Annotated in this window: 17 protein-coding genes and 1 pseudogene; 12 read left to right on the top strand and 6 right to left on the bottom strand. The window is 44.2% G+C overall.

Features of this window, described 5'->3' with window-relative positions:
• Nucleotides 1–183: 183 nt before the first annotated feature.
• A pseudogene (locus G458_RS21640) lies at nucleotides 184–321 on the top strand (winged helix-turn-helix domain-containing protein); the annotation flags it as partial.
• Nucleotides 322–410: 89 nt separating this feature from the next.
• On the opposite strand, the gene G458_RS0106760 reads toward G458_RS21640, so the two are convergent.
• Nucleotides 411–722, bottom strand: coding sequence for a hypothetical protein (locus tag G458_RS0106760; RefSeq protein ID WP_026951229.1), 312 nt, complete (start codon nucleotides 720–722; stop codon nucleotides 411–413).
• Between the two features lie 603 nt (nucleotides 723–1,325).
• Here G458_RS0106760 and G458_RS21365 point away from each other — a divergent pair.
• Nucleotides 1,326–3,590, top strand: coding sequence for a PAS domain-containing protein (locus G458_RS21365; RefSeq protein ID WP_051287088.1), 2,265 nt, complete (start codon nucleotides 1,326–1,328; stop codon nucleotides 3,588–3,590).
• Nucleotides 3,591–3,783: 193 nt separating this feature from the next.
• Here the strand turns inward: G458_RS21365 and G458_RS0106745 are convergent, their stop codons facing one another.
• The 4 genes from G458_RS0106745 to G458_RS0106725 all read right to left on the bottom strand — a co-directional run bounded on the left by G458_RS0106745 (nucleotide 3,784) and on the right by G458_RS0106725 (nucleotide 8,592).
• Entirely contained in the window at nucleotides 3,784–4,650 is an 867-nt protein-coding gene (locus G458_RS0106745; RefSeq protein ID WP_026951228.1) for a sugar phosphate isomerase/epimerase family protein, read from the bottom strand.
• Between the two features lie 143 nt (nucleotides 4,651–4,793).
• Nucleotides 4,794–6,491: a GMC oxidoreductase gene (locus G458_RS0106740; RefSeq protein ID WP_026951227.1), complete on the bottom strand. Its 1,698-nt coding sequence runs from the start codon at nucleotides 6,489–6,491 to the stop codon at nucleotides 4,794–4,796.
• Nucleotides 6,492–6,503: 12 nt separating this feature from the next.
• Nucleotides 6,504–7,043: a gluconate 2-dehydrogenase subunit 3 family protein gene (locus G458_RS0106735; protein ID WP_026951226.1), complete on the bottom strand. Its 540-nt coding sequence runs from the start codon at nucleotides 7,041–7,043 to the stop codon at nucleotides 6,504–6,506.
• Nucleotides 7,044–7,167: 124 nt separating this feature from the next.
• Nucleotides 7,168–8,592: an amidohydrolase gene (locus tag G458_RS0106725; RefSeq protein WP_026951225.1), complete on the bottom strand. Its 1,425-nt coding sequence runs from the start codon at nucleotides 8,590–8,592 to the stop codon at nucleotides 7,168–7,170.
• Nucleotides 8,593–8,810: 218 nt separating this feature from the next.
• Here G458_RS0106725 and G458_RS0106720 point away from each other — a divergent pair, with 218 nt between their 5' ends.
• The 10 genes from G458_RS0106720 to G458_RS0106670 all read left to right on the top strand — a co-directional run bounded on the left by G458_RS0106720 (nucleotide 8,811) and on the right by G458_RS0106670 (nucleotide 21,211).
• Entirely contained in the window at nucleotides 8,811–9,794 is a 984-nt protein-coding gene (locus G458_RS0106720; protein ID WP_026951224.1) for a c-type cytochrome, read from the top strand.
• Nucleotides 9,795–10,024: 230 nt separating this feature from the next.
• Nucleotides 10,025–11,695, top strand: a complete 1,671-nt coding sequence (locus G458_RS0106715; RefSeq protein ID WP_026951223.1) for a bifunctional metallophosphatase/5'-nucleotidase — start codon at nucleotides 10,025–10,027, stop codon at nucleotides 11,693–11,695.
• A gap of 154 nt (nucleotides 11,696–11,849) precedes the next feature.
• Nucleotides 11,850–13,931 (top strand): acylase, encoded by a 2,082-nt coding sequence (locus G458_RS0106710; protein WP_026951222.1) that lies wholly within the window; start codon nucleotides 11,850–11,852, stop codon nucleotides 13,929–13,931.
• A gap of 81 nt (nucleotides 13,932–14,012) precedes the next feature.
• A complete protein-coding gene (locus tag G458_RS0106705) occupies nucleotides 14,013–14,681 on the top strand; it encodes an N-acetylmuramoyl-L-alanine amidase (RefSeq protein ID WP_035467883.1) in 669 nt (222 codons plus the stop codon).
• A 7-nt stretch (nucleotides 14,682–14,688) separates the two neighbouring features.
• Nucleotides 14,689–16,332 carry a glycoside hydrolase family 10 protein gene (locus G458_RS20320; RefSeq protein ID WP_169719256.1) on the top strand — a complete coding sequence of 548 codons (1,644 nt, stop codon included), beginning with the start codon at nucleotides 14,689–14,691 and terminating at the stop codon, nucleotides 16,330–16,332.
• On the top strand, nucleotides 16,329–16,808 hold the full coding sequence (locus tag G458_RS0106695; RefSeq protein WP_026951220.1) for a GNAT family N-acetyltransferase: 480 nt from the start codon (nucleotides 16,329–16,331) through the stop codon (nucleotides 16,806–16,808). Before G458_RS20320 ends, G458_RS0106695 begins: the two co-directional genes overlap by 4 nt.
• Nucleotides 16,805–18,070, top strand: a complete 1,266-nt coding sequence (locus G458_RS0106690; RefSeq protein ID WP_026951219.1) for an MFS transporter — start codon at nucleotides 16,805–16,807, stop codon at nucleotides 18,068–18,070. The genes G458_RS0106695 and G458_RS0106690 overlap by 4 nt, the downstream gene beginning before the upstream one ends.
• Before the next feature lie 369 nt (nucleotides 18,071–18,439).
• Entirely contained in the window at nucleotides 18,440–19,927 is a 1,488-nt protein-coding gene (locus G458_RS20315) for a glycoside hydrolase family 3 protein (RefSeq protein ID WP_035467882.1), read from the top strand.
• 317 nt (nucleotides 19,928–20,244) lie between these two features.
• Complete coding sequence (locus G458_RS0106675) at nucleotides 20,245–20,718, top strand: Crp/Fnr family transcriptional regulator (RefSeq protein ID WP_026951217.1); 474 nt, start codon at nucleotides 20,245–20,247, stop codon at nucleotides 20,716–20,718.
• Between the two features lie 55 nt (nucleotides 20,719–20,773).
• On the top strand, nucleotides 20,774–21,211 hold the full coding sequence (locus G458_RS0106670; protein WP_245579241.1) for a DoxX family protein: 438 nt from the start codon (nucleotides 20,774–20,776) through the stop codon (nucleotides 21,209–21,211).
• Nucleotides 21,212–21,933: 722 nt separating this feature from the next.
• On the opposite strand, the gene G458_RS20310 is transcribed toward G458_RS0106670, so the two are convergent.
• A partial coding sequence (locus tag G458_RS20310) for an integrase core domain-containing protein (protein WP_026951215.1) occupies nucleotides 21,934–22,159 on the bottom strand: 226 nt, incomplete at its 5' end.

Below are 22,159 nucleotides of genomic sequence, written 5' to 3'. Positions count from 1 at the left end.
AACTTAACTGAAAACGAACAAATTTTTATTGAAATATTTATAAAGGAATTTCAGTTTGTTTTTTATCAAAGAAATTGCTTGAAATCATTTAGGGAAAACCCGAGAGTTTTAGATTTAGAAAAGGGACCATTCCCTTAATTTTCTTTTATTAACCTTTGAGGATTTATGGGTATTTTTTAGAAAGTCATTTGGGGATCGGACGACTTTTTCAACGCCCGCAGCATGGATGTCTTTATCACCAAACTCCGCAAAAAGCTGCAGGAAGACCCAAAAATCCAGATTCTGAATGTACGGGGATACGGGTTTAAGTTGGTGTGTTGAGTAGATCAAACTTTTCCAAAGTTTGGAACTTTGGAAAAGTTTATAAAAAAAGCTAGCACTTTCGAATCACTAAGAACTTAAATTTCAACTCATAAAACCGATTCTTTTTTTGGCTTAAGCTTTTCAAATTTCCTCGTAACCTCTTTGCCATAGATTGGCTGAACAAACTGTTTTCCATTGAGATATGATTTGGCTACATGTAAGTCCAAGACGGAAATGGCAGTTCGTATGCGTTCCAACTCTGCTTCGTCCTTGGCAATAAGCCTTACTTCGTAGCCCTGTTTATATTTTTGAGATCCAAGTTCTTTTAGCTTTGATTCGTCTTTTATCCTGACATAGCCATTTCGCAGAAACACTTCTTTTAAGATTTTAAATGCCAACCTTTTCGATACTTTCTCCATAAGACCGGGACCGTATTAGTTTTACTTATAATTCTCATTGATATAAAACTAAAAATGCGATTTTTTATTTCTTTACCGAAAGTTAGAATGACTTTTTCTACGCAAAAAGCATTGATTTCTTCCTCACTAAACTTCGCAATGAAACACCATCCAGATGCTGAACGACCATGGATATGGGTTTAAATTGGTGTGTTGAAACTTTTCTAGATTACAAAACCATCGATAGGGAAATCGAGATTGCAAATCTCGAATAGCGGAGTTTAAGTTGGTGTGTTGAGGGAATACAACCTTTCCAAGGTTTGGAACTTTGGAAAAGTCTTGATCTTATTAAATCAGAAATAGAAAAGTAAGCCTAGCCTTCCACTTCTCATTATAATTTTTCAAACTTCTCGGTAACCTTCTTACCCTTGATAGACTGAATTATTCAGTTTCCCTTGACAAATTGTTTTCTGGGAATTTTAAAGTTTTAACTCCAGAAATAAACAATTTCCCCTCTTTTTACTTTTCGAAACAGGTTATCAGAATAGGCTTTGATGATTTTTTCAGGACAAAATTTTAAATTACTTATCCCAATTTTTGTAGAAATATTTTGACTATTCATTTATGAAAAATCAAGAGAAAAACACTTTTCAAAGGAATCTTTTAGAAGAGCTTACCCAGTCTGGAACTTGGGAACTTAATCTGGAAGAGAAAACACTATTCTGGTCTCCAGGTGTTTTTAAAATGTTAGGTTATTCCCCAGGAGAATTTGAGGTCACATTTGAAAAAGGTTTGGAAGTAATCCATCCTGATGACCGTCAAAATGCCCTGGATCACATGAATGATGTACTGGTCAATTCAAAGGAATATTATCTCAAAAAGCGGTTGATCAAAAAGGATGGAACTTTCATCAAGGTTCTTTCCAAAGCAATTTGGACTTTGCATCCTGAAACAGGGAAAAATGTTCTTTCGGGAGCATTTCAAGACATCACTCATTTATTGGAGACACAGGCTAAGCTTGGAGATGAGCAGGTAAAAAATAAGTCTTTGATAGAAAATCTAGATGGGATTTTTTGGGAAGCAGATGCAACTACATTTGAGTTCAGCTTTGTCAGCCCTCAGGTTGAAAAAATCACTGGATACACTGCAAAAGAATGGCTTGGAGACCCTCAATTCTGGAAAAATCACATCCATCCGGAGGATAGAGATTTTGCTATCAACTTTTGCCACTTGAAGACACAAAAACAACAAGATCACGCTTTTGATTATCGATTTAAAACCCGAAGTGGAAAAACGATCTGGCTCAATGACCGTGTCAAGGTGATATCGGTGGCCGGAAAAGCCCACAAACTTCAGGGGTTGATGGTAGATATAACTCGGGAAAAGGAAATTTCCAGGGAGCTAAACGATCAGATTATCCTAAACAATTCTTTGATTCAAAATCTTCCCGGGGCCCTGTTTTTGTTCTCTTTAGACGGGAATCTCCTACTTTGGAATTCACATTTGGAGCATATTTCAGGTTTTAGTCCCGAAGAAATCCAAGACATGTCTCCTGAACATTTTTTCCATCCCAAATTCAAGAAAGCTATCCAAAAAGCAATTAAGAAGGTGGGAGAGAAGAAAAATGTGGAAATCGTCCTAGAAATTTACTCTAAAACCGGCAAAAGCTTTCCTGTCCATTTTTCAGCATCACTCATCCAATACCACGGGAATCCAGCAATTTTGGGAATCGGACAAGATATCAGTGAGCTGATGGAGAGCAAGCGCTTATCTGCTGAGAATTTTGAACGGTACCAATTGGCTACCAAAGCTACAAATGACGCGATTTGGGATTATGACTTCACTCAGAAAACTACCTATTTTGGAGAGGGATTTCAGCAGCTATTTGGATACGAACCTGCCGATCTATCACTGACCAAACTTTTTGAAATCATACATCCAGAGGACAAAGACCGGGTTTTGGAGGACATTTCTGGGTTTATGTCCAAAAAATCCAATCTTACCAATTGGCTTATTGAACTGAGAATTATAAAAAAGAACGGGGAAATAGCCTATGTATCTTGTAGATCTTTTCTCATAAGAAATGAAGAGGGCTTAATCATCCGGACTGTAGGGTCTATCCAGGACATCACCAATCAAAAAGAGTTGGAGTGGTCACTCCGAAAACTCAATGATCAGCTCGAACATAAAATCCACGAACTAGCCATTTCCAATGAGGAACTCCAGCGATTTGCTTATGTCGCCTCCCATGACCTGCAAGAACCTCTCAGGATGATTTCCAGTTTTATGGAGCTTTTGGATCTCAAGTATGGAAATGTATTGGATAAAAAAGCCCATCAATACATCCATTTTGCAAAAAATGGCGCTATGCAGATGCAAAAGATTATCCTTGATCTTTTGGAGCATTCCAAAATTGGGAATACTGACGAAAAAAAGGAGTCTTTTTCTACAGACAAACTCCTAAAACAGATCCAGCTTTATCTCAAAAAACCTATCCGGGAAAGTCATGCCACTATCCTTTTTCAGGATCTCCCCGAAATTTATTCCTACAAAACCACCGTTTTTCAGATATTTCTCAATCTTCTATCCAACTCTATCAAGTATTCCAAACCAGATGTCCCTCCAGTCATCAATATTAGCTGCAATGAGTCATCTGATTTTTGGGTGTTTACCGTCGAAGATAATGGGATTGGAATTGATCCAGAATATTGGGAAAAGGTATTCATCATGTTTCAAAAAATAAATCCTAAAGGAGATTCTGATAGTACGGGTATCGGCCTCGCCATCGTGAAAAAAGCGGTAGAATTTCTGGGAGGTCAGATTTCTTTGGAATCAAAGCTTGGAGAGGGATCCAAATTTACTTTCACTATCCGGAAATCCGGATCCTGAATGTGCGGGGATATGGGTTTAAGTTGGTGAGTTGAATCTTTTTCGGATTACAAATCCAACGATTGGAAATTCGATATTGCAAATCCCGAATAGCGGAAGGTTTTCGGATTGAAACTTTTCCAAAGTTCCATACTTTGGAAAAGTTGGGATCCTGATTACAAATCTCTTTGAGCGAAAATAATCTTCAAAAACCTTAATATTTCAAACTCCTCAAATAGGCGATACTTTTCGGCAATGCCTCCAACTCATGCTCGCTTTCGTCCTCGATAAACATGTGTTTGATGCCAATCTTGTTGGCCTCCCTAAGGATCGCCGGAAAGTCCAATTCTCCCTGACCCAAAGCCACATCGTTTTCTGGACCGGTTAACCCGGTCATGTCTTTAGGGGCTCCTTTTCTGAAATCCTTTAAGTGAAGAGACACCCATCGTTTTCCATATTTTTTCAATAAAGCAGCGGGATCTCCCCCGCCGAAGTGGGTCCACATCACATCCATTTGCAAAGACACATATCTGGAGTCAGTATTTTTTACCAAGTAATCGAAAAGCGTCCCGTCTTCATAAGGCTGAAACTCGTACCCATGAACATGATATTTGAAGGTGATGCCATTCTCTTTCAGCACTTTTCCCCCGGCATTGAATGCCTTAATGGCTCGATCTGCATCTTCCTTGGAAAACTGTCCACGCTTATGCGGAATCCAGGCACACATGACATACTTGGCCCCCAATGCTTTGGCTCGGTCTGCGACCGCCTGAGAATCTGACTCCAATTGCTCAAATCCGGTTCCGGTGGACGGAATGGAAATTCCCCGATCCGCCAGCATTTGCTTGAATTCCTCGGGGGATACTCCCTGAGGTGCTCCTCCTTCAAACTCGACAAAACCCATTTGCTGAATGATATCCAAAGTCTCTGGCACTCCGTTTTTCCAGTGGTTTCGAAAAGTATAGGAGGCGATTCCCAATGGAGCTTGGAACAAAGGGTCTCCTTTCTTTTGGGCCTGGGATTTCGTAGGAATAAACATCCAAACAAAGGCAAGGAGAATTAAGAAAAGGGTCTTTTTCATAGGTTTTAAGGTTTGTCAACTGTCGACAGTCCACGGTCCACTGCCGAATTATGAGAACTTCATTCGATGAGGCCAATTCAGATCATGCTCTATATGGATAGAATTGACTGGCTGTTGACTGTCGTCCGTGGACCGTTGACCAATTACAAATTCAATTTATTCAACTCCTCCACGGCATAATTGGCCGCCCGGGCTGTCAAAGTCATAAAGGTCAAAGTTGGGTTTTGAGTACTGGCACTGGTCATGCAGGCCCCGTCGGTTACAAAGACATTTTTGCAGGCATGCAGTTGATTATACTTATTGAGCAGAGAGGTCTTGGGATTATTTCCCATTCGAACTCCACCCATTTCGTGGATATCTGATCCGGGAGGATTTCCTCGATCTACGACATTGATATTTTTGAAGCCCATGCGTTCGTACATTTCGCTTTGTTGCTCCACAAAATCCCGGGTCATCTTGTCGTCATTTTCCTTCCACTCCACTGACATGATGATTTTAGGAATTCCGTATTTGTCGGTTTCCTCGGTACTCAATCGGATATGATTGGACTCCTCAGGGACCATTTCCCCCTGCATCCAAGCTGCCATACTCCAAAGCCCGTACTTGGGATTGAGCAAGTTGTCCCGCAAGGCATCCCCGATCAATTCCCCATTGCCGTCCAATTGCCGGCTGGCCGACATACCGATCGCATATCCTCTCAAGAAATCTGTTTCTTGGCGGTACACATTTCGAAACCTCGGAACATACGCATGCCCAGGATTCTTACCGTCGTTAAACTTATCCTGAAATCCTTCAAACGTGGCATTTCCACTTCCCCGATAATTGTGGCAGGTAATATATTTGCCCATCAAGCCATTGTCATTTCCCAATCCATTCGGAAATCTGGAAGACTTGGAATTGAGCAGAATTGCATTGGAGTTCAGCGTAGAAGCATTGAGAAAAATCACTTTAGCATAAAACTCAATCGCCTCCTTGGTGTGTCGGTCAATGACCCGAACTCCGATAGCTTTTCCCTTCTGCTCATCGTAAAGCACAGACTCTACCACAGAATCAGGCCGTATGGTCAGATTCCCGGTTTTCTCTGCCCAAGGCAAGGTAGATGCATTGGCAGAAAAATACCCACCATACACACAGCCTCGGTTACACATGTTTTGGTTTTGGCACTTATTCCGGCCCTGATCCTTGTGGATTTGCTGAGGGTCAGTAAGGTGCGCACATCTCCCCTGCACCAAGTGCCTATCATTTCCATAGAATTCCTTGAGCTTCTCTTTGTAATACTGCTCCACACAACTGAGCTCAAATCCCGGTTGCACCACCTGATCCGGCAATACATCCAAGCCATCCCGACTTCCGGCAAAACCCACAAAAGTCTCCACATAGGTGTACCAAGGCTCCATGTCCTTGTATCGAATCGGCCAATCGATCGCAAAGCCATCCCGGGCAGGTCCCTCAAAATCAAAATCAGACCAACGCTGGGTGCCCCGGGCCCAAAGCAGGGATTTGCCTCCTACATGGTAGCCTCTGAACCAGCGAAAGGGCTTTTCCTCGATATAGGGTTGCTCATCTTCAGCTAATGCCCAATGCATAGTTTCCTCCCGTCTCCAGTTGGCCGCACCAACTCCGGATCTTTTCTCGATGGGGACTACTCCCCGGAATTCAAATTCCCAGGGAGCTTTGGAGGCAGTGGGATAGTCTTCAATATGACGAACCATACGGCCTCGTTCGAGGACGAGGGTTTTCAATCCCTTCTCACAAAGCTCCTTGGCGGCCCAGCCTCCTGAAGCTCCTGAACCAATCACAATGGCATCGTAGGTACGTTTTTCTTTAGAATCTTGAAGCATGTCGTTTTGGGTTTAGGCTTTTGAAGCAGGCACATCTACACATCCATGATAAAATCCCGGGGCGACTTTATAATCCCGGTATTCGACCATCACTTCTTTGACCGTGGTGAAGCCCATGATGGTATTGGAGCGCATGAGGTTATAGAAATTCTTCTCCTCTTCCACTTCCGAGTCTTTCAACCCCAAAAGCATTTGCTCTCTTTCTTCCTGGCTCAGGTCCAAAAATCCAGCTTGATGCAAGGCTTTCAGTTGAGACTTAATCAATTCCTGATCCTCCTTTTCGTAGCATTTTTCAAAAAGCTGAATCAAAAACTGGTCAGTCCCGGTGCTTAAAGCACCGATAGGTTTGGCATCGGCAGATGGCAAAATGGGAGGTAAACCCTCAGGGATAAAGGTATCAGCAATGGCTGTGATGGTTTTTTCCTCTTCGAAAGAGAAAAATCCTTGGTGGGTAAGCCGATCCACGATCTGCCACTTCCAATCCAGCAAGGCCAATCCTGCTATACCGACACCGGTAGCGCCTAATATCTTGAGGGATTTTCTTCTATCCATGTTTGGGTATTTTGGGAAAATAAAGGAATGACAAGTTAGATTTTTTTGAAAAAGAGGAAAGAAAAAAAGGCCAGAATTCCATCAGCGGAATTTCTGGCCTTTTGATACTTTGGCAAACCAAATATTATTTTCTGTAATCCAATGGAGCTTCTCGGTCTCCTACCAGAGCCTCATATTTGAAGTCCGCACCTCGCCTTTTGTTCAATTCTTCAAGGGCGGTTTTGGTCACAGATGGATTTTTGAAAATATCCATGGCGGTCAAGGTCAATGTTTTTGCGGCTACCATCATCCCTTTTTGACCAATGCTTGTACCTCCGGCAGCTACTGCCTGCCAAGTGTGGGCTGAAGTTCCAGGTACCCAAGTTGCGGTATTTAAGCCCGCTGTCGGAACCAACCAAGAGACATCTCCCACGTCGGTACTTCCTCCACCACCTGTTTCGCTCACTACAAACGGAGCAATTTTAGTGGCATCTTCCGGAGAAGCAATCACTCCTTTCGGGAAGGTTTTGATGATTTCCTCGGCAAATTTCTTCTCCTCAGCATTGTAGTTTACCCCGCCGACTTTTTCCAGATTCTTGTGCATGATTCTGGCCAATGTCTCATTAGGCAAAAGGTTATAAACTCCATTGATCACCTCGTACTCCATGCGCGTTTGGGTGCCCAATGCAGCCCCTTCGGCAGCCTTAACCATTCGGGCAAAGATGTCCTTCACCACTTGAGCATTGGGATGTCTTACATAATGGTAGGATTCTGCGAATGCAGGAACCACATTTGGAGCCTCACCACCACGGGTAATCACATAATGCATTCGGGTTTCCATCGGCACGTGCTCACGCATCAGGTTGACCATAAAGTTCATGGCTTCCACAGCATCCAAAGCTGATTTTCCACGTTCCGGCGCTGCCGCGGCATGAGAAGCCTCTCCATAAAACCTGAATTTGGTAGAAATATTGGCCAAGGAAGAAGTAGCTCCTGCGGCATTTTGAGAGCCTGCATGCCAATGCAGCATCGCGTCCACATCGTCAATCAAGCCGGCACGGGCCATGTACACTTTGCCCCCTCCGCCTTCTTCAGCAGGAGTACCATAGACTCGGACTGTTCCGGAGATTTTATTAGCAGCCATCCATTCTTTCACAGAAATACCTGCTGCCACAGAAGCGGTCCCAAAAAGGTGGTGTCCACAGGCATGGCCTGCTCCCCCATCGACGACTGCCTTGCGAAATGGTACAGCTTCCTGCGAAACTCCCGGAAGCGCATCAAATTCCGCCATAATCCCGATTACAGGTTTACCCGAACCGTATTCCGCCACAAAAGCGGTTGGAATGTTTGCCACTCCTGCAGTCACTTTAAATCCTGCATCTGAAAGTGTTTTTTGAAGCAAGGCCGAGCTTTCAGTTTCCAAATATCCAAGTTCAGGTTTGGACCAGATTTGATGGGCTATTTTGCCGTAAAACTCCGACTTGGAATCCAGTTTTTTCAAGACATCCTCCTCCTGGCCAAAGGCTGCAATGCCTGTCAGTAGGAATACAAATAGGAATATTTTTTTCATGATAATTGATGGTTTTCTAAAGGTGAAAATAGGAATACTTTTCCCTAAAAGGTCATAAAAATTACATATCTGCACCCTAAAACAGATTTCTGTTTCGAACTATTGGACCATATCAAGATTTAAATTCACTTTTTACCAAATATCCAAAATTTACTTCCCGATGATTTTCAAATACTTAGCTTTTTACCTAACTTTTTGATAACCAATCAAAAAGCACTATGAACCGAATCATAAAAATCGCTGCCTATTTTTTAGGAGCGGTAGTCATTCTTTTTGCTGTAGCCTTTGCCGTGCTTTACATATCCTATCCTGATGTGAGCCCAGCCCCGGAACTAAGTATCGAATACACCCCTGATCGGATTGAAAGAGGAGCGTATTTAGCCAACCATGTGGCAGTTTGTATGGACTGTCACTCCACCCGTGATTTCTCACTTTTTTCAGGTCCACCCGCCCCTGGCACTCTTGGTGCAGGAGGAGACAGATTTGACCATGAAATGGGATTGCCTGGTGTTTTCTATGCCAAAAACATTACTCCCTTTGGAATTTCAGATTACACAGATGGGGAATTGTACAGGCTGATCACAACAGGCGTGACCAATGATGAGCGCCCCATGTTTCCCCTGATGCCTTATCTATACTATGGAAAAATGGATCCGGAGGATATTTATGACATCATCGCTTATGTACGTTCCTTGCCCTCCATTGAAAGTAACGTTCCTGATTCCCAACCCGACTTTCCAGTCAATTTGATCCTTAGGACCATTCCCAAAAATGCAGAAATGGTCAAAAAACCATCTCCCGGAGACCAAGTAGCCTATGGAGCCTATCTGGTCAATGCTTCCGGATGTATCGAATGTCATACCCAAGTCACCCCCGAAGGAATGATCATTGAAGAATTAGCTTACGCAGGAGGAAGAGATTTCCCTTTTCCTGATGGCACTGTAAGTACATCTTCCAACATTACTCAATGCCCAGATACCGGAATCGGTAACTGGACCGAGGAAATGTTTCTGAGCAGATTCAAACAATATGTGGATTCCGGATATGTGGTTCCCAAAGTAGCTCCTGGAGAATTCAACACCATCATGCCATGGACCATGTATGCGGGGATGAAGGAGGATGATCTAAAAGCTATCTATGCCTATTTGAAAACTATTCCTCCCATCACGAATGAAGTGGTCAAGTTTACTGCTTCGAAGTAATCACCCATGACTTTTTCAGAGGCTGTCTCAATAAATACTTTTGGGCAAGACTGTCACTGCGTCTAGGTTTTAGGTGACATTTCCTATTTAGGAGACAGCCTCTATTTTCCCCCTTTGTGACAGGGATCACAAAATTTAATTTGGAATTAGAGCTATTTTTCCCTCAGCTTGGAAAAACGCTTTCCTAGTCAAAAAATTTATTCCCTTACAATAAGCCCAAAGTTTTGATCATGAAATCCTCAAGGAGAAAATTCCTGGCTCAATTGGGAGCCTTGGGAGCCGGTACCGGCCTTGCAGGCGTAAGCCATGCTTCCCAAGCCTCACAAAAGCCAAAATCCAATCCGAAATCCTTTACCGTTTCCATCCTCCAAACCACCGATGTGCACTGTCAAATCCATGCACATGACGAGTTGTTTTGGGAAAATGGAAAATCTGTTTTCCGAAAAACAGGCGGTTATTCCCACCTCAAAACCTTTCTGGACCAGGAAAGAGCCAAACTCGAAAACAGCTTTCTCATTGATGCGGGAGACATGTTTCAAGGCTCAGAGCTTTCCGTGAAAACAACTGGAGAAGCCATGGTTCCCATCCTGAATGCATTGGATTACGACCTTTACCTACCCGGCAACTGGGAAGTGATTTATTACAAAAAATCCATGCAGCATCTCTTGGGATCCTTGACTGCTCCCAAGGTCTGCGCCAATATGTACCATGATTTGGGTGATGGAAAAAAAGGAGAATTGATCTTTCCTCCCTACCATATCTGGACAGTGAATGGAGTGAAATTCGGCTTTTTGGGCTACACGGATCATTTGGTCCCCATCCGACAATCCCCAAACTACAGCAAGGGAATAGTCTATACCAAACCAGAAGAAAATCTAGCCCATTACGTGGACGTTCTACGAAATCAAGAAAAATGTGCTTTTGTGGCTATTGTGGCCCATTTAGGACTTTCTCAACAAATCCACCTGGCCAATATTCCTGCCTGCGAAGGAGTGGATTACATACTCGGAGGCGATACCCATGAGCGGGTCAGAAAACCCATTCAGGCCAAATACGCCAAAGTGGTGGAGCCCGGAGCTTTTGGTTCATTTGTGGGAAAACTAGATCTGAAAATCGAAAACGGAAAGGTGATCTCAGACCATTACGATCTCATGGAAGTATCTGCGGAAAAATATCCTGAGTCTATGGAAATGAAGAAAATCATCGCTGAGAATGAAGGACCATACCTTCAGGATATTCAGCAAGTAGCAGGCTATTCCACCATTCCTCTCTATCGGTATTTTGTGATCGAAAACACCATCGACACGATGATTTTGGATGCCATTTCCTGGCAAATTCCCGATGTAGATATCGTGCTATCCAATGGATTCCGCTTTTGTCCACCTCGATCCACTCCAGACCAAAGCGGAAATATCCCCATTACCAACGGGTATATTTTTGATATGCTGCCCGTGGACAGTACCATCCGAACCGGCAAGGTCACCGGAGCTCAAATCCGGGATTGGCTGGAAAGGGAACTCAACAATGTCTTTGCCGAGGATGCCTCTAAGCGGTTTGGAGGCTGGGTGATCAAGTTCCGAGGAATGGAAGTGAAGTTCAATGCCTTCGGCGAAGAAGGAAAAAGAGTTCAATCCGCTTTGGTTCACGGAAAACAAATTGATCCAACTCAGGTTTATAAAATATGTGCCTGCGAGCGGGATGGAGACCCAGATGATATGCTTTGTAGGTTCAAAGGAGTAAAGGAGACTGAAAATACCGCCTTTACGCTTCACCAGGCAGTAAAAAACTACTTGGCGAAAAATTCACCAGTCACTCCGATCCCTCCAAAATCGGCGGTGGCTCTAGACGCTCCAGCCACCTTGTTGACCCAAGTAAGCGGAGTCGATTACGAATTCAGATAAGTCGATTGCTCAATTCCAAAAAGGAGAAAAGTGGTTGATCACCCCGAAAGCCGGCAACAGTCGGCTTTCTTTTTTTTTAAAAAAATAGAGGAAAGCCGCAAAGCTTGGTTAATCCTGAAGCTCCCCTTATATTTTGAAAATATAGTTTTCTCGAATGAAAAAATCTCTTCCTTTTGCCCTCATCCTTCTGATTCTTTTTTCTTGCCAAAGAGTCTTAAAACCATCTGGTTGGGACACTAGCCAAATTGAAATCGTCAGAGATGAATTTGGAGTACCTCATATTTTTGGGAAAAGAGATGCTGATGTGGCTTATGGGCTGGCTTGGGCACATGCCGAGGATGACTTTGAAACCATCCAAAAGACAGTTTTAGCCGGAAAAGCACTCGCAGGAAGAGTTTTTGGAGAACAAGGTGCAGGAGTTGATTTTTTTGTCCACCTGTTGGAAACCAAGGAAATTGCCCGAAAAAACTATGAATCCACCTTTTCTCCGGAATTCAAAAAAGTCCTCGAAGGCTATGCTGCAGGCTTGAATGATTATGCCTTAGCTCATCCGGAGGAGGTTTTTTATAGCCCTGCTTTCCCCATCAATCCCAAAGAAATTCTTTCTGCCTACATCCTTTCTTTAGCCCAAATGTCCGGAGCGGATCGAGCGGTTCAGCAAATTGTGAATGGACAGGTCGATTTGATCCCGGTAGATTCCAACCCGAAAGGCTCTAATGCCATTGCCCTCCATTCCTCCCGAACAGATTCCGGGGAAACTTTCCTCGCTATCAACTCCCATCAACCTTTGGAGGGACCAGTGGCTTGGTATGAGGCGCATCTACAGTCAGAAGAAGGCTGGAATATTTTAGGAGGTTTGTTTCCCGGAGGGTCGATGATCTTCCATGGGGTTAATGAACATCTGGGTTGGGCCCACACGGTTAATTTTCCTGATTTCCTGGACCTATACCAACTCGAAATCAATCCGGAGGATGAAGACGAATACCGGGTGGATGGAGAGTGGCTGGAACTCGAATCCAAGTATGTCTGGCTTAAGGTGAGACTTTGGGATTGGATCACTTTACCTGTTCCCAAAAAAGTCTGGAAAAGTATTTATGGTCCCACTTTGGTCACCGAGCAAGGTGCCTTTTCTATCCGTTTTGGGGCTTTGCAACGCGTGGGAGCTCCCGAACAATGGTGGAGAATGAACAAAGCCAAGAATTTCGCAGAATGGGAGGCCGCCATGAACACCATGCAGCTCACCAATTTCAACACGGTCTATGCAGACAAATATGACACGATTTTCTATGTAAGCAATGGACTTCTACCGAAGCGTACACCCGGATTTGACTACTCAGGAACCGTCCCGGGAAATACCCTACAATCGCTTTGGTCAGAGTTTCACTCCTTTTCAGAATTGCCTCAGCAGGTAAATCCACCCTCAGGCTATCTTTTCAATACCAACCATTCCCCTTTCAAAGCGAGTTCTTTTGCAGATAATCTGAATCCGGAAGACTATCCAGTCGAAATGGGCTATATCCTTCGAGACAACAACCGCTCCATGAGGTTCCGGGAATTGATGGCGGATACCGGAAGGTTAAGCTATGAGGAGTTTAAAAAGATAAAATTTGATCAGACCCTACCGAAAAAACTTACTTTCCGAACCGACATGGAGGCTTTGTTCCAATTGGACACCTTGAAATATCCAGAACTGGCTACGCAAATCAAAACCTTAGCCACTTGGGACAAATCAGCTGGAGTGGAAAGTGAAGGAGCTGCGCTATTTGCTTTTGTATATTACTACTGGTGGGATGAATTTGCGAAAACAGGGAGAAGCTTTGAAACCGTTTTGACCGAGGCTGAAGCTGTACAAGGGATTGAGGCTGCCAAAACTCATTTTGAAACCCATTTTGGGAAATCGTTGGTACCCTTGGGAGAATATCAAAAATTAGTACGAGGGGATAAAGCCCTAGCACTATGGGGAATAGATGATGTGATCGCCGCCATGAGATCAACTCCTTGGGAAAAAGGAATGCGCAAAGGAGCTCAGGGAGAATCTTATATCATGCTAGTGAAATTTGGAGAGGGATTGCCGGAGATTGAAACCATCAACGTCTATGGCGCCAGTAATCGTCCCGGAAGTCCTCATTATTCGGATCAGATGGAGTATTTTCTCAACCGAAAACTCAAGCCCATGAGCCTGGATAAGGAAACAGTCCTCAAATCTGCCAAGAGAACCTATAGGCCCGGAATTTAATTTTTGGCCTTACTCCACCACTTCCCTCCTTTTTTCTGGCTAGTTTAGTGCAAAGAATTCAGACTTTCCTACCCCAGAACTATGAAGTGTCTATTTCCCAAAATCTTACTCGCTGCATTTGCCTCAGTGCTATTTTCCTGTAGCCCCCAAGCCACCTTCCGGATTATCGATAAACCGATCACCTGGAATGCCGAGCGAGAAAAACTTTCTATTCAATACCTCAAAGACCGACATGGATTGGAGCAAAATACCGCCTCCATCAAACCCCAGATGGTGGTAGTCCATTGGACAGCAATCAATAATATTGAGGTGACTTTTGACGTTTTCGATCCACCGACGCTTGGCGGAAGAGCAGATCTCACAGGTGCCAGCAATCTGAATGTCTCCAGCCAGTTTTTGATTGATCGGGACGGGACAATTTTCAGGCTTTTGCCAGACACGACTTTCGCTCGGCACACCATTGGCTTGAATTATTTGGCCATAGGAGTGGAAAATGTAGGAAGCGATGATATGCCTCTGACCAAGAAGCAACTCCAAGCTAATGAAGCCCTGATTCGCTACCTGAAAAGAAAATATCCTATCGAGTATGTAATCGGCCACCACGAGTACCAAAATTTTCAGGGAACAGAGCTTTGGAAAGAAGCCGATCCCAACTACCGGACCGTGAAGACGGACCCCGGAGACAAATTCATGAATCAATTGAGAAAAAACCTATCCGACCTTAATCTCAAACCCGTTCCTAAGCTTTAATTTCTTTATGCAGTCCACTTCAAAATGGGTCATCTGGACCTTTGCCTGTCTATTTTTTCTCGGGGCTTGTAAATCGCAAAAACCTTCGACAACTGTCCCTCCCCGGCCTTCCGGGCCCCTAAGTACCAGCCCCAAAACCTCTGAAACACTTCCCACCAAAACCCCGGTAAAGCCTCCAGTAGCACTACAACCCTTATCCTATCAACTCCCGGATATTCCCCGCGAATTCCGTGGGGTCTGGATCGCTACGGTAGCCAATATTGACTGGCCGGTTTCGGGAACTGATCCTTGGGAAAAACAAAAACGAGACTTCATCGCCCTCCTGGACTACTACAAAGACCTTAATTTCAATGCGGTGATCGTTCAGATCCGAACGGCGGGAGATGCTTTTTACCAAAGCAATTATGCCCCATGGTCCAAATACCTGACAGGAAAACAAGGCCAAGCTCCCAAAACCCAGGAAAATCCATTGACCTGGATGATACGAGAAGCGCATAACCGAGGCTTGGAGTTCCATGCCTGGCTGAATCCATACCGGGCCACCATGACCCTCGAAACCAATGAACTGAGTCCCGAGCATGACTTCCACAAGCACCGGGATTGGATGCTGAAATACGGCACCAAATGGTACTATGACCCTGGACTTCCGGAGGTAAAAAATCACCTCCTTGCCATCATCAAAGAAGTTGTCACCAATTACGACATCGATGCCATTCATTTTGACGATTATTTCTATCCTTATCGGGAACCCAAACTCGAATTTCCGGACAAGGCTTCTTATGCCAAATACAAAAAGCCAGGTCAATCGGTGGAAGATTGGAGAAGGCAAAATGTAAACGAACTGATCGCAGCACTTCACCAAACGATCAAAGCCCAAAAACCCTGGGTACAGTTTGGAATTTCCCCTTTTGGAGTGTGGAGAAATCAAAGCAAAGACCCCAAAGGATCCCCTACTCAAGCAGGGCAGACCAACTACGACGACCTTTTCGCTGACGTCCTCCTTTGGATGAAAAATGGCTGGGTGGATTACATGTTGCCTCAGCTCTATTGGAGCATGGAGCATAGGCTTGCTTCTTATCGAAAACTGGCCGACTGGTGGTCCAACAACACCTACAATACCAATGTTTACATCGGCAATGGTCCATACAAAATCCGGGAAGACTCGGATGAAGCTTGGAAAAACCCCGGCGAACTCAACACCCAGGTGAACTACACCCGAACCCTACCCCAGATCCATGGAAACGCTTATTTTTCAGCCAAATCCATGTATCTCAAAAACCGGGATATCGCCTCCATGCTGAAAAATGAGCTTTATAATAAGCCTACTTTGCCACCTTCCTTTAATCCTAAAAATCAATCGGTCATCGAAATTCCGGTGGTGATGGACGTAAAGACCAATTCCGAAAAAACTCAAATCAACCTCGAAAAGCCACTAGATCCAGCAATTCGCTACGCCATGGTCCAAGGTGGAAATTACCTTAATAGCCTTCATGATGCAATTATTCATACGGCTTGGGTAGGTGGATCAAGAGTCCGATATTTAGAAGTACCGAGTTTGAATACCGAATACCTAGCCATTCGCTGGATAGATCATTATGGTCGAATCGTTCAGACTCAGGTATTTCAAATGCCCAAATCCTCCCGCCCATGAAAGACATGCTCGTTCGGCTGACAGAGCTTCCCAATAGCTCAGAAATCGAGAAGAAACTCTCCGAAAAGGAGCAGATCATTTTTCGAAAAGCAATTGCTCCCGAAAAACACCTAGTCAGCGAATGGGTCATGGAAAACTTTGGAGCCTACTGGAAATCCGAGGTAGAGGTTTCCTTTTCCCGGCAACCTGTCTCCTGTTGGATTGCCCAGCGGGGAAATGACATTTTAGGCTTTGCCGTCTATGAAAGCACGGCTCGCAATTTCTTTGGCCCCACTGGAACCTTAGAGTCTGAGCGGGGAAAAGGGATCGGGAAAATACTTTTGATCAAAGCCTTGGAATCCCTCCGGGAAATGGGCTACGCCTATGCCATCATTGGCGGGGTCGGACCTGCGGAATTTTATGAAAAAGCCGTCGGAGCAAAAATCATCGAAGGATCCGAGACCAGCATCTACCAAAATCTACTTCGTAAGCCATGACCCAAAAACCCTCCAAAAACCCCTGGATTTGGATTGCAAGTCTCTACCTCACCGAATCTATTCCTTATGCGATCATCATTTCGGTATCGGTGGTGATGTATAAAAACCTCGGCATCTCCAATGCCGACATCGGACTTTATACCTCCTTCCTCTATCTTCCTTGGGTGATCAAACCCATCTGGAGCCCGGTATTGGAGCTTTTTGGCACAAAGAAAAAGTGGTTTCTCAGTATGCAACTGATCCTTTCCCTGGTTTTTTTGGGGGTGGGGCTAACAACGGGAACGAGTCAGTTTTTTGTGATTACGCTGGCCTTCTTCTGGGTAGGAGCTTTTGCTTCGGCGACCAATGATATTGCCTCAGACGGGCTTTATCTCATTGCCCTCAATCCGGGGGAACAGAGCTTTTTTGTCGGCCTGAGAAGCACCTTCTACCGGATCGGGTTTCTGACCGGACAGGGCTTGATCGTGATCGTAGCGGGGCTTTTGGAAGAGAAATTCGGAGACCCTGCTCAAGCTTGGTCCTGGACTACCATTGGCGTTGCCTCTTTGATGCTGATCCTTACCGGAATCAATTACCTCTCCACTCCCAATGTACTTGAGAAGCGCATAGCGAAAGCTGACCAACCCAGTTTCGGAAAAGTGTTTTCCACCTTTTTCACCAAGAAAAATATCGGGCTTTCTCTGGGTTTTGTCCTGCTTTACCGCTTGGGTGAATCCCAATTGGTCAAGATGGCTTCTCCTTTTTTCCTGGATGACCGTGCAGCCGGTGGCTTGGGGTTAAGCACCACCGAAGTGGGATTTATCTACGGAACGATGGGAGTAATAGCCCTGTTGATCGGAGGGATATTGGGTGGGATCGTTATTTCCCGGGATGGTTTGGGTAAATGGATGATGCCCATGGCTGTGGCGATTAATGCTCCGAATATCGGCTACATCCTCCTTTCTTGGTCTCAGCCGGAAAGTATCGTATTTGCCTCCTCGGTAGTGGTGATTGAGCAACTTGGCTACGGCTTTGGCTTTGCTGCCTATATGGTTTTCCTGATTTACCTCGCTGAAGGAATCTTCAAAACCGCCCATTATGCCCTAGCCACGGGCTTTATGGCCATGGGAATGATGCTCCCCGGTATGCTCAGCGGATATATGCAGGAATGGTTGGGTTATCCCGGATTCTTCGTTTGGGTAGTGCTGGCAACGATTCCCGGATTCGCCATGGCGTATTGGGTGAAGTATCCGAGGGAGTTTGGGAAGAAGTTAGAAAGCTAAAGTCAGAAAGCAGAATCTTCGACATTCAATATCCAGTCTTAAAAGTTTAAAAATATCGAATATCGAACGCTGAATAATGAATATCGAAGTAGGCAACTCAGCCGAAAAAGACGAAATCCTGTCAGGCTGAGCGGAGTCGTTGTCAACCAGGGCGGAGTCTTTGTCAGGCTGAGCGCCTGCCTGACGGCTAGTCAGGGAGGCCAAGCCATTTCAAAGTACGATTTACGAAGGGATTAAATTAGATGAAGACTTTTCACCACTTTAACTCCAGACCTTTACAACATTTACAAACACGACCTCGACTCCGCTCGGTCTGACACGAAACCCTAATCTTCCAATCTTACAATTTTGAAATATTTCAATCAGCAAATGAACAAATCCCAAAAAATAGCCCAGATCTTCTCTCCTGCTGCATTTATCCACGACACGGAGGAAAACTACCAGGCCATCGAACGCATGATCGTGGAACAGGAAATCGGTGGGCTTACTTTTTTTCATAGCAGACACTCTGCTGCAGCCAATTTCGAAAAGCGCGCAGAAACCTTGAGTACAGAAGGTACTTTTGAAAAACTCATTGCCCTCATCAACCGCTACCAGGCTGCCTCCAAAGTCCCCTTGCTGATCAGCATCGACGGGGAATACGGCTTGGCCATGCGGGTGGAAGAAACCCCTCAATACCCTTTCGCGATTACGTTGGGTGCGCTGAAAAAAGATGCCGAAATCTTCGTGGAAGAGGTGGGCTATCGCATGGGAATGGACATGAAGCGTTCGGGAATTCATCTCAATCTTGCTCCTTGCGCAGATGTCAATACCAATCCAAATAATCCCGTGATCGGCTATCGCTCATTTGGAGACGATGTAGAGAAAGTCGCCAAACTCTCCTTCGCGGCTTACACAGGAATGAAAAAAGCGGGGATCGGAGCTTGCCTGAAGCACTTTCCGGGTCATGGAGATACTGCGGTGGACTCGCATCTGGGCTTGCCGATTTTGCATAAAGGCAAAGAAGAGCTTCAAGCTGAAGAGCTTTTTCCTTTCCAATATGGAATTGACCGAGGAGTTGAAATGATTATGGTCGGACATTTGGCAGTTCCGGCATTGACTGGTGGAAAAGATATCCCTGCCAGTATCTGCCGGGAACTGATTACAGGCCTGCTAAAGGAAGAAATGGGCTTCGAAGGCCTGGTAATTTCCGATGCGCTGAACATGAAGGCTGTCGCCAATCTTTTCCCCGAACCCGGCGAACTCGAATGGCAGGCCTTCCACGCCGGAAATGACATCCTTTGTTTTTCCGATCATGTGAAGGAGGGCATCCAAAAAATCTCCGAAAAAGCCAGCGAAGAACAAATCGAAACTGCCTTCCAAAAGATCATGGAACTCAAGGCCCGACTGGGCGTGATGGAGTCCAAAAAGGTGGAAGTTCCTGCTTTCGACTGGACAAGCCACTCTGATTTCCAGCGAACCTTGGCGGAAAACTATGTACAAGTCCATTCCGGAAAGCTGGATCTCGAAGTATTAAAGGATTTGACTCAAAAAGGTAAACTGGGGTATCAGGAGTTTTTCAGCAAGGAAAAAAGTCTTTTTCAAAGTCTGCTGAATTTGCCTCCGGCGGAAACCTCCGAAAAGCAGATTTTGGGGGTATTTGTCCCAAGCCACAAGCCTTTAAATCAGTTTGGAATGGATCAAGCTGTACTGGATGAAATCAAGACTTTGGCGAAAAGCAAACCTAGCATACTTGTCCACTTCGGCAATCCACTTGCACTAAAACATCTCGGAGATATGGAGAACTTTGAGGCCGTGATTTGCGCATATCAGGGGTTTGAGGAGACTCAGGAGTTAGTGGTAAAGCTTTTCCTTTAAAATCAACTAAGCTTGAGAAATGGTTTTTTTAAATCTGATTATCCGTAATCATGCCAGTTGCTTTATTTTCTTTGCTTGGCTGGTTGGAAGACCGATGACCGAAGACCGAAGCTTCCGGATTCTGATCCTTTTAGTAGACAATAAGCCGAATTTTTTTTATACTGGTAAGAAGGCGGATATCCATATTTTTAAATTTCGAAAATTGGGAATCATAGGAATAACAACAATCAATCCATCAGATTGGGAAGGTTGGAAACCTTAAATATTCCCGGACTAATAAGCTTCTTTCAAGTTGGACAACTCATAGGATTTCACAATTGAAAAAAATAACGGTAAAAAAAGGAACCATTTTGCAGCGAAAAGGAGATACAAACTCCAAGGTTTATTTGGTGGAAAGTGGTTTGCTGCGGAGCTATACGATTGATGAAAAGGGGAAAGAACATATTTATATGTTTGGCCCTGAAAACTGGCTGGTCACAGACAATTGTAAACCCGAAACCCCTTGCCAATTATTTATAGATGCAATTGAAGACTCTATATTAAACGTCGCCTCCAAAGAGGAAATGGTTAAAGAAACCCCAGACTTTAATGCATTATTTAGACGTTTAAACTCTATGCAAAACAGGATTGTAATGTTAATGAGTTCGAGCGCCAAAGAAAGGTATGAGCACTTTGTCGAAACCTACCCTAATATTATTCCAAGAGTCCCACTGAAAATGGTGGCTTCCTATTTAGGAATCACTCCTGAGGCTTTGAGCCGAGTTAGAAACGAGCTATCCAAAAATAAATAATCCAGTGTCATTTCTTGATGTACATCAAGGCATAGGCTCTCTGAGCTTAGGAGTTTTGTGCTTCAATCAAAAAAAAGGAAAAATGACACATCAAAAAAGCAACAAGGCAATGAATATAGCTTTGTGGATTGGACAGGTTTTATTGGCTATCATGTTTGGAATGGCAGGAATTATGAAAGCCACCCAACCACTAGAGACATTGACTGAATCTCTTCCATTTGCATCAACCGTACCTTTAGCATTTATAAGATTAATTGGGGTTAGTGAAATATTAGGAGGCTTGGGATTAATAATTCCCTCTATTCTCCGGTTCAAACCTTTTTTAACTGTTTGGGCAGCCCTTTGCCTGGCTTTGGTAATGGTTTTTGCAGGAGGCTTTCATCTTGTTCGAGGTGAATTCTCGGCAATAGGGATGAATGTTATTTTGATGGGAATTGCGTTATGGGTTGCCTGGGGAAGAAGCAAAAAAGCTCCAATATTGGCCAAGAGCTAAGGAAAATAGAGCTTGATCCTTTGGGAACTGTAAAAAGTCTTGCAAACTACAGAATCCTAACAAAGCGGTTTGAGTGATTACTCAAACCGCTTTTGATTTAGTAACCTTTTTTCCTTCCGGAAAGGGAGTATTATTAAATTTCCTCCGAGAAATTCATTCCTCTAACCCTTAAGCATCACGGAGATCTGGAGAATTTTGAGGCGGTAATTTGTGGGTATCAGGGATTTGAGGAGGTGCAGGTAGTTGTCGCAAATACCCTCCAAGGGCTTTGAGCCCCTAGGAGGGTTGGTACTTCGCTGCAAAATCAGGATAAAGGAATATAGGTACCTTGGAGGCTTGGAGAATCTAGACAGGCTTCTTTCTTGTAGACCAAAGCGGACTTTTTGACAAACCCTCCAAGGGTTTTTAAACCCTTGGAGGGTTGATCCATTCCCATAGAGAGTTGAAATTTTTAACAAGATATTTTCTTTTTTATCAGTAAATTCAAGATGACTTTTTAGCTATGCCTACTCCAAAGGATCAATTTGAATCGGGTACATTTTACCATGTTTGGACCCATGCAAATGGAAATGACAACCTATTTCGAGAGGAAGGAAATTACCTGTTTTTCCTTTCAAAATATGCCTTTTACATCCATCCAGTTGAAGGCTTCCCACTTTTTGGACAATTCTAAAATAGACAAAATTGGTTTTTGATGTTGACTATTATTACTACTAAGGGTGTTAATTGTGGGTAACTTCAGAGAAGTTATCCACTGTTAACGCCCATTGCTTTGCAAAATCTATTGGAGAGCAATTATTCAGGCTTCCGTGAGGTCTGTGATGATTGTAGTCCTCTATCCATTCCCGGGTAATCTCTCTGACTTCTTGGAGTGATACAAAGGAATAGTAATCCAATACTTCGGTTCGGTAGGTTTTGTTGAATCGCTCGATAAAAGCATTTTGCATA

This window comes from Algoriphagus mannitolivorans DSM 15301 (assembly GCF_000429425.1).
GTDB classification, from domain to species: Bacteria; Bacteroidota; Bacteroidia; order Cytophagales; family Cyclobacteriaceae; genus Algoriphagus; species Algoriphagus mannitolivorans.
Note: the sequence above shows the minus strand (reverse complement) of the source record. Positions and strands in the feature narration are given on the sequence as shown.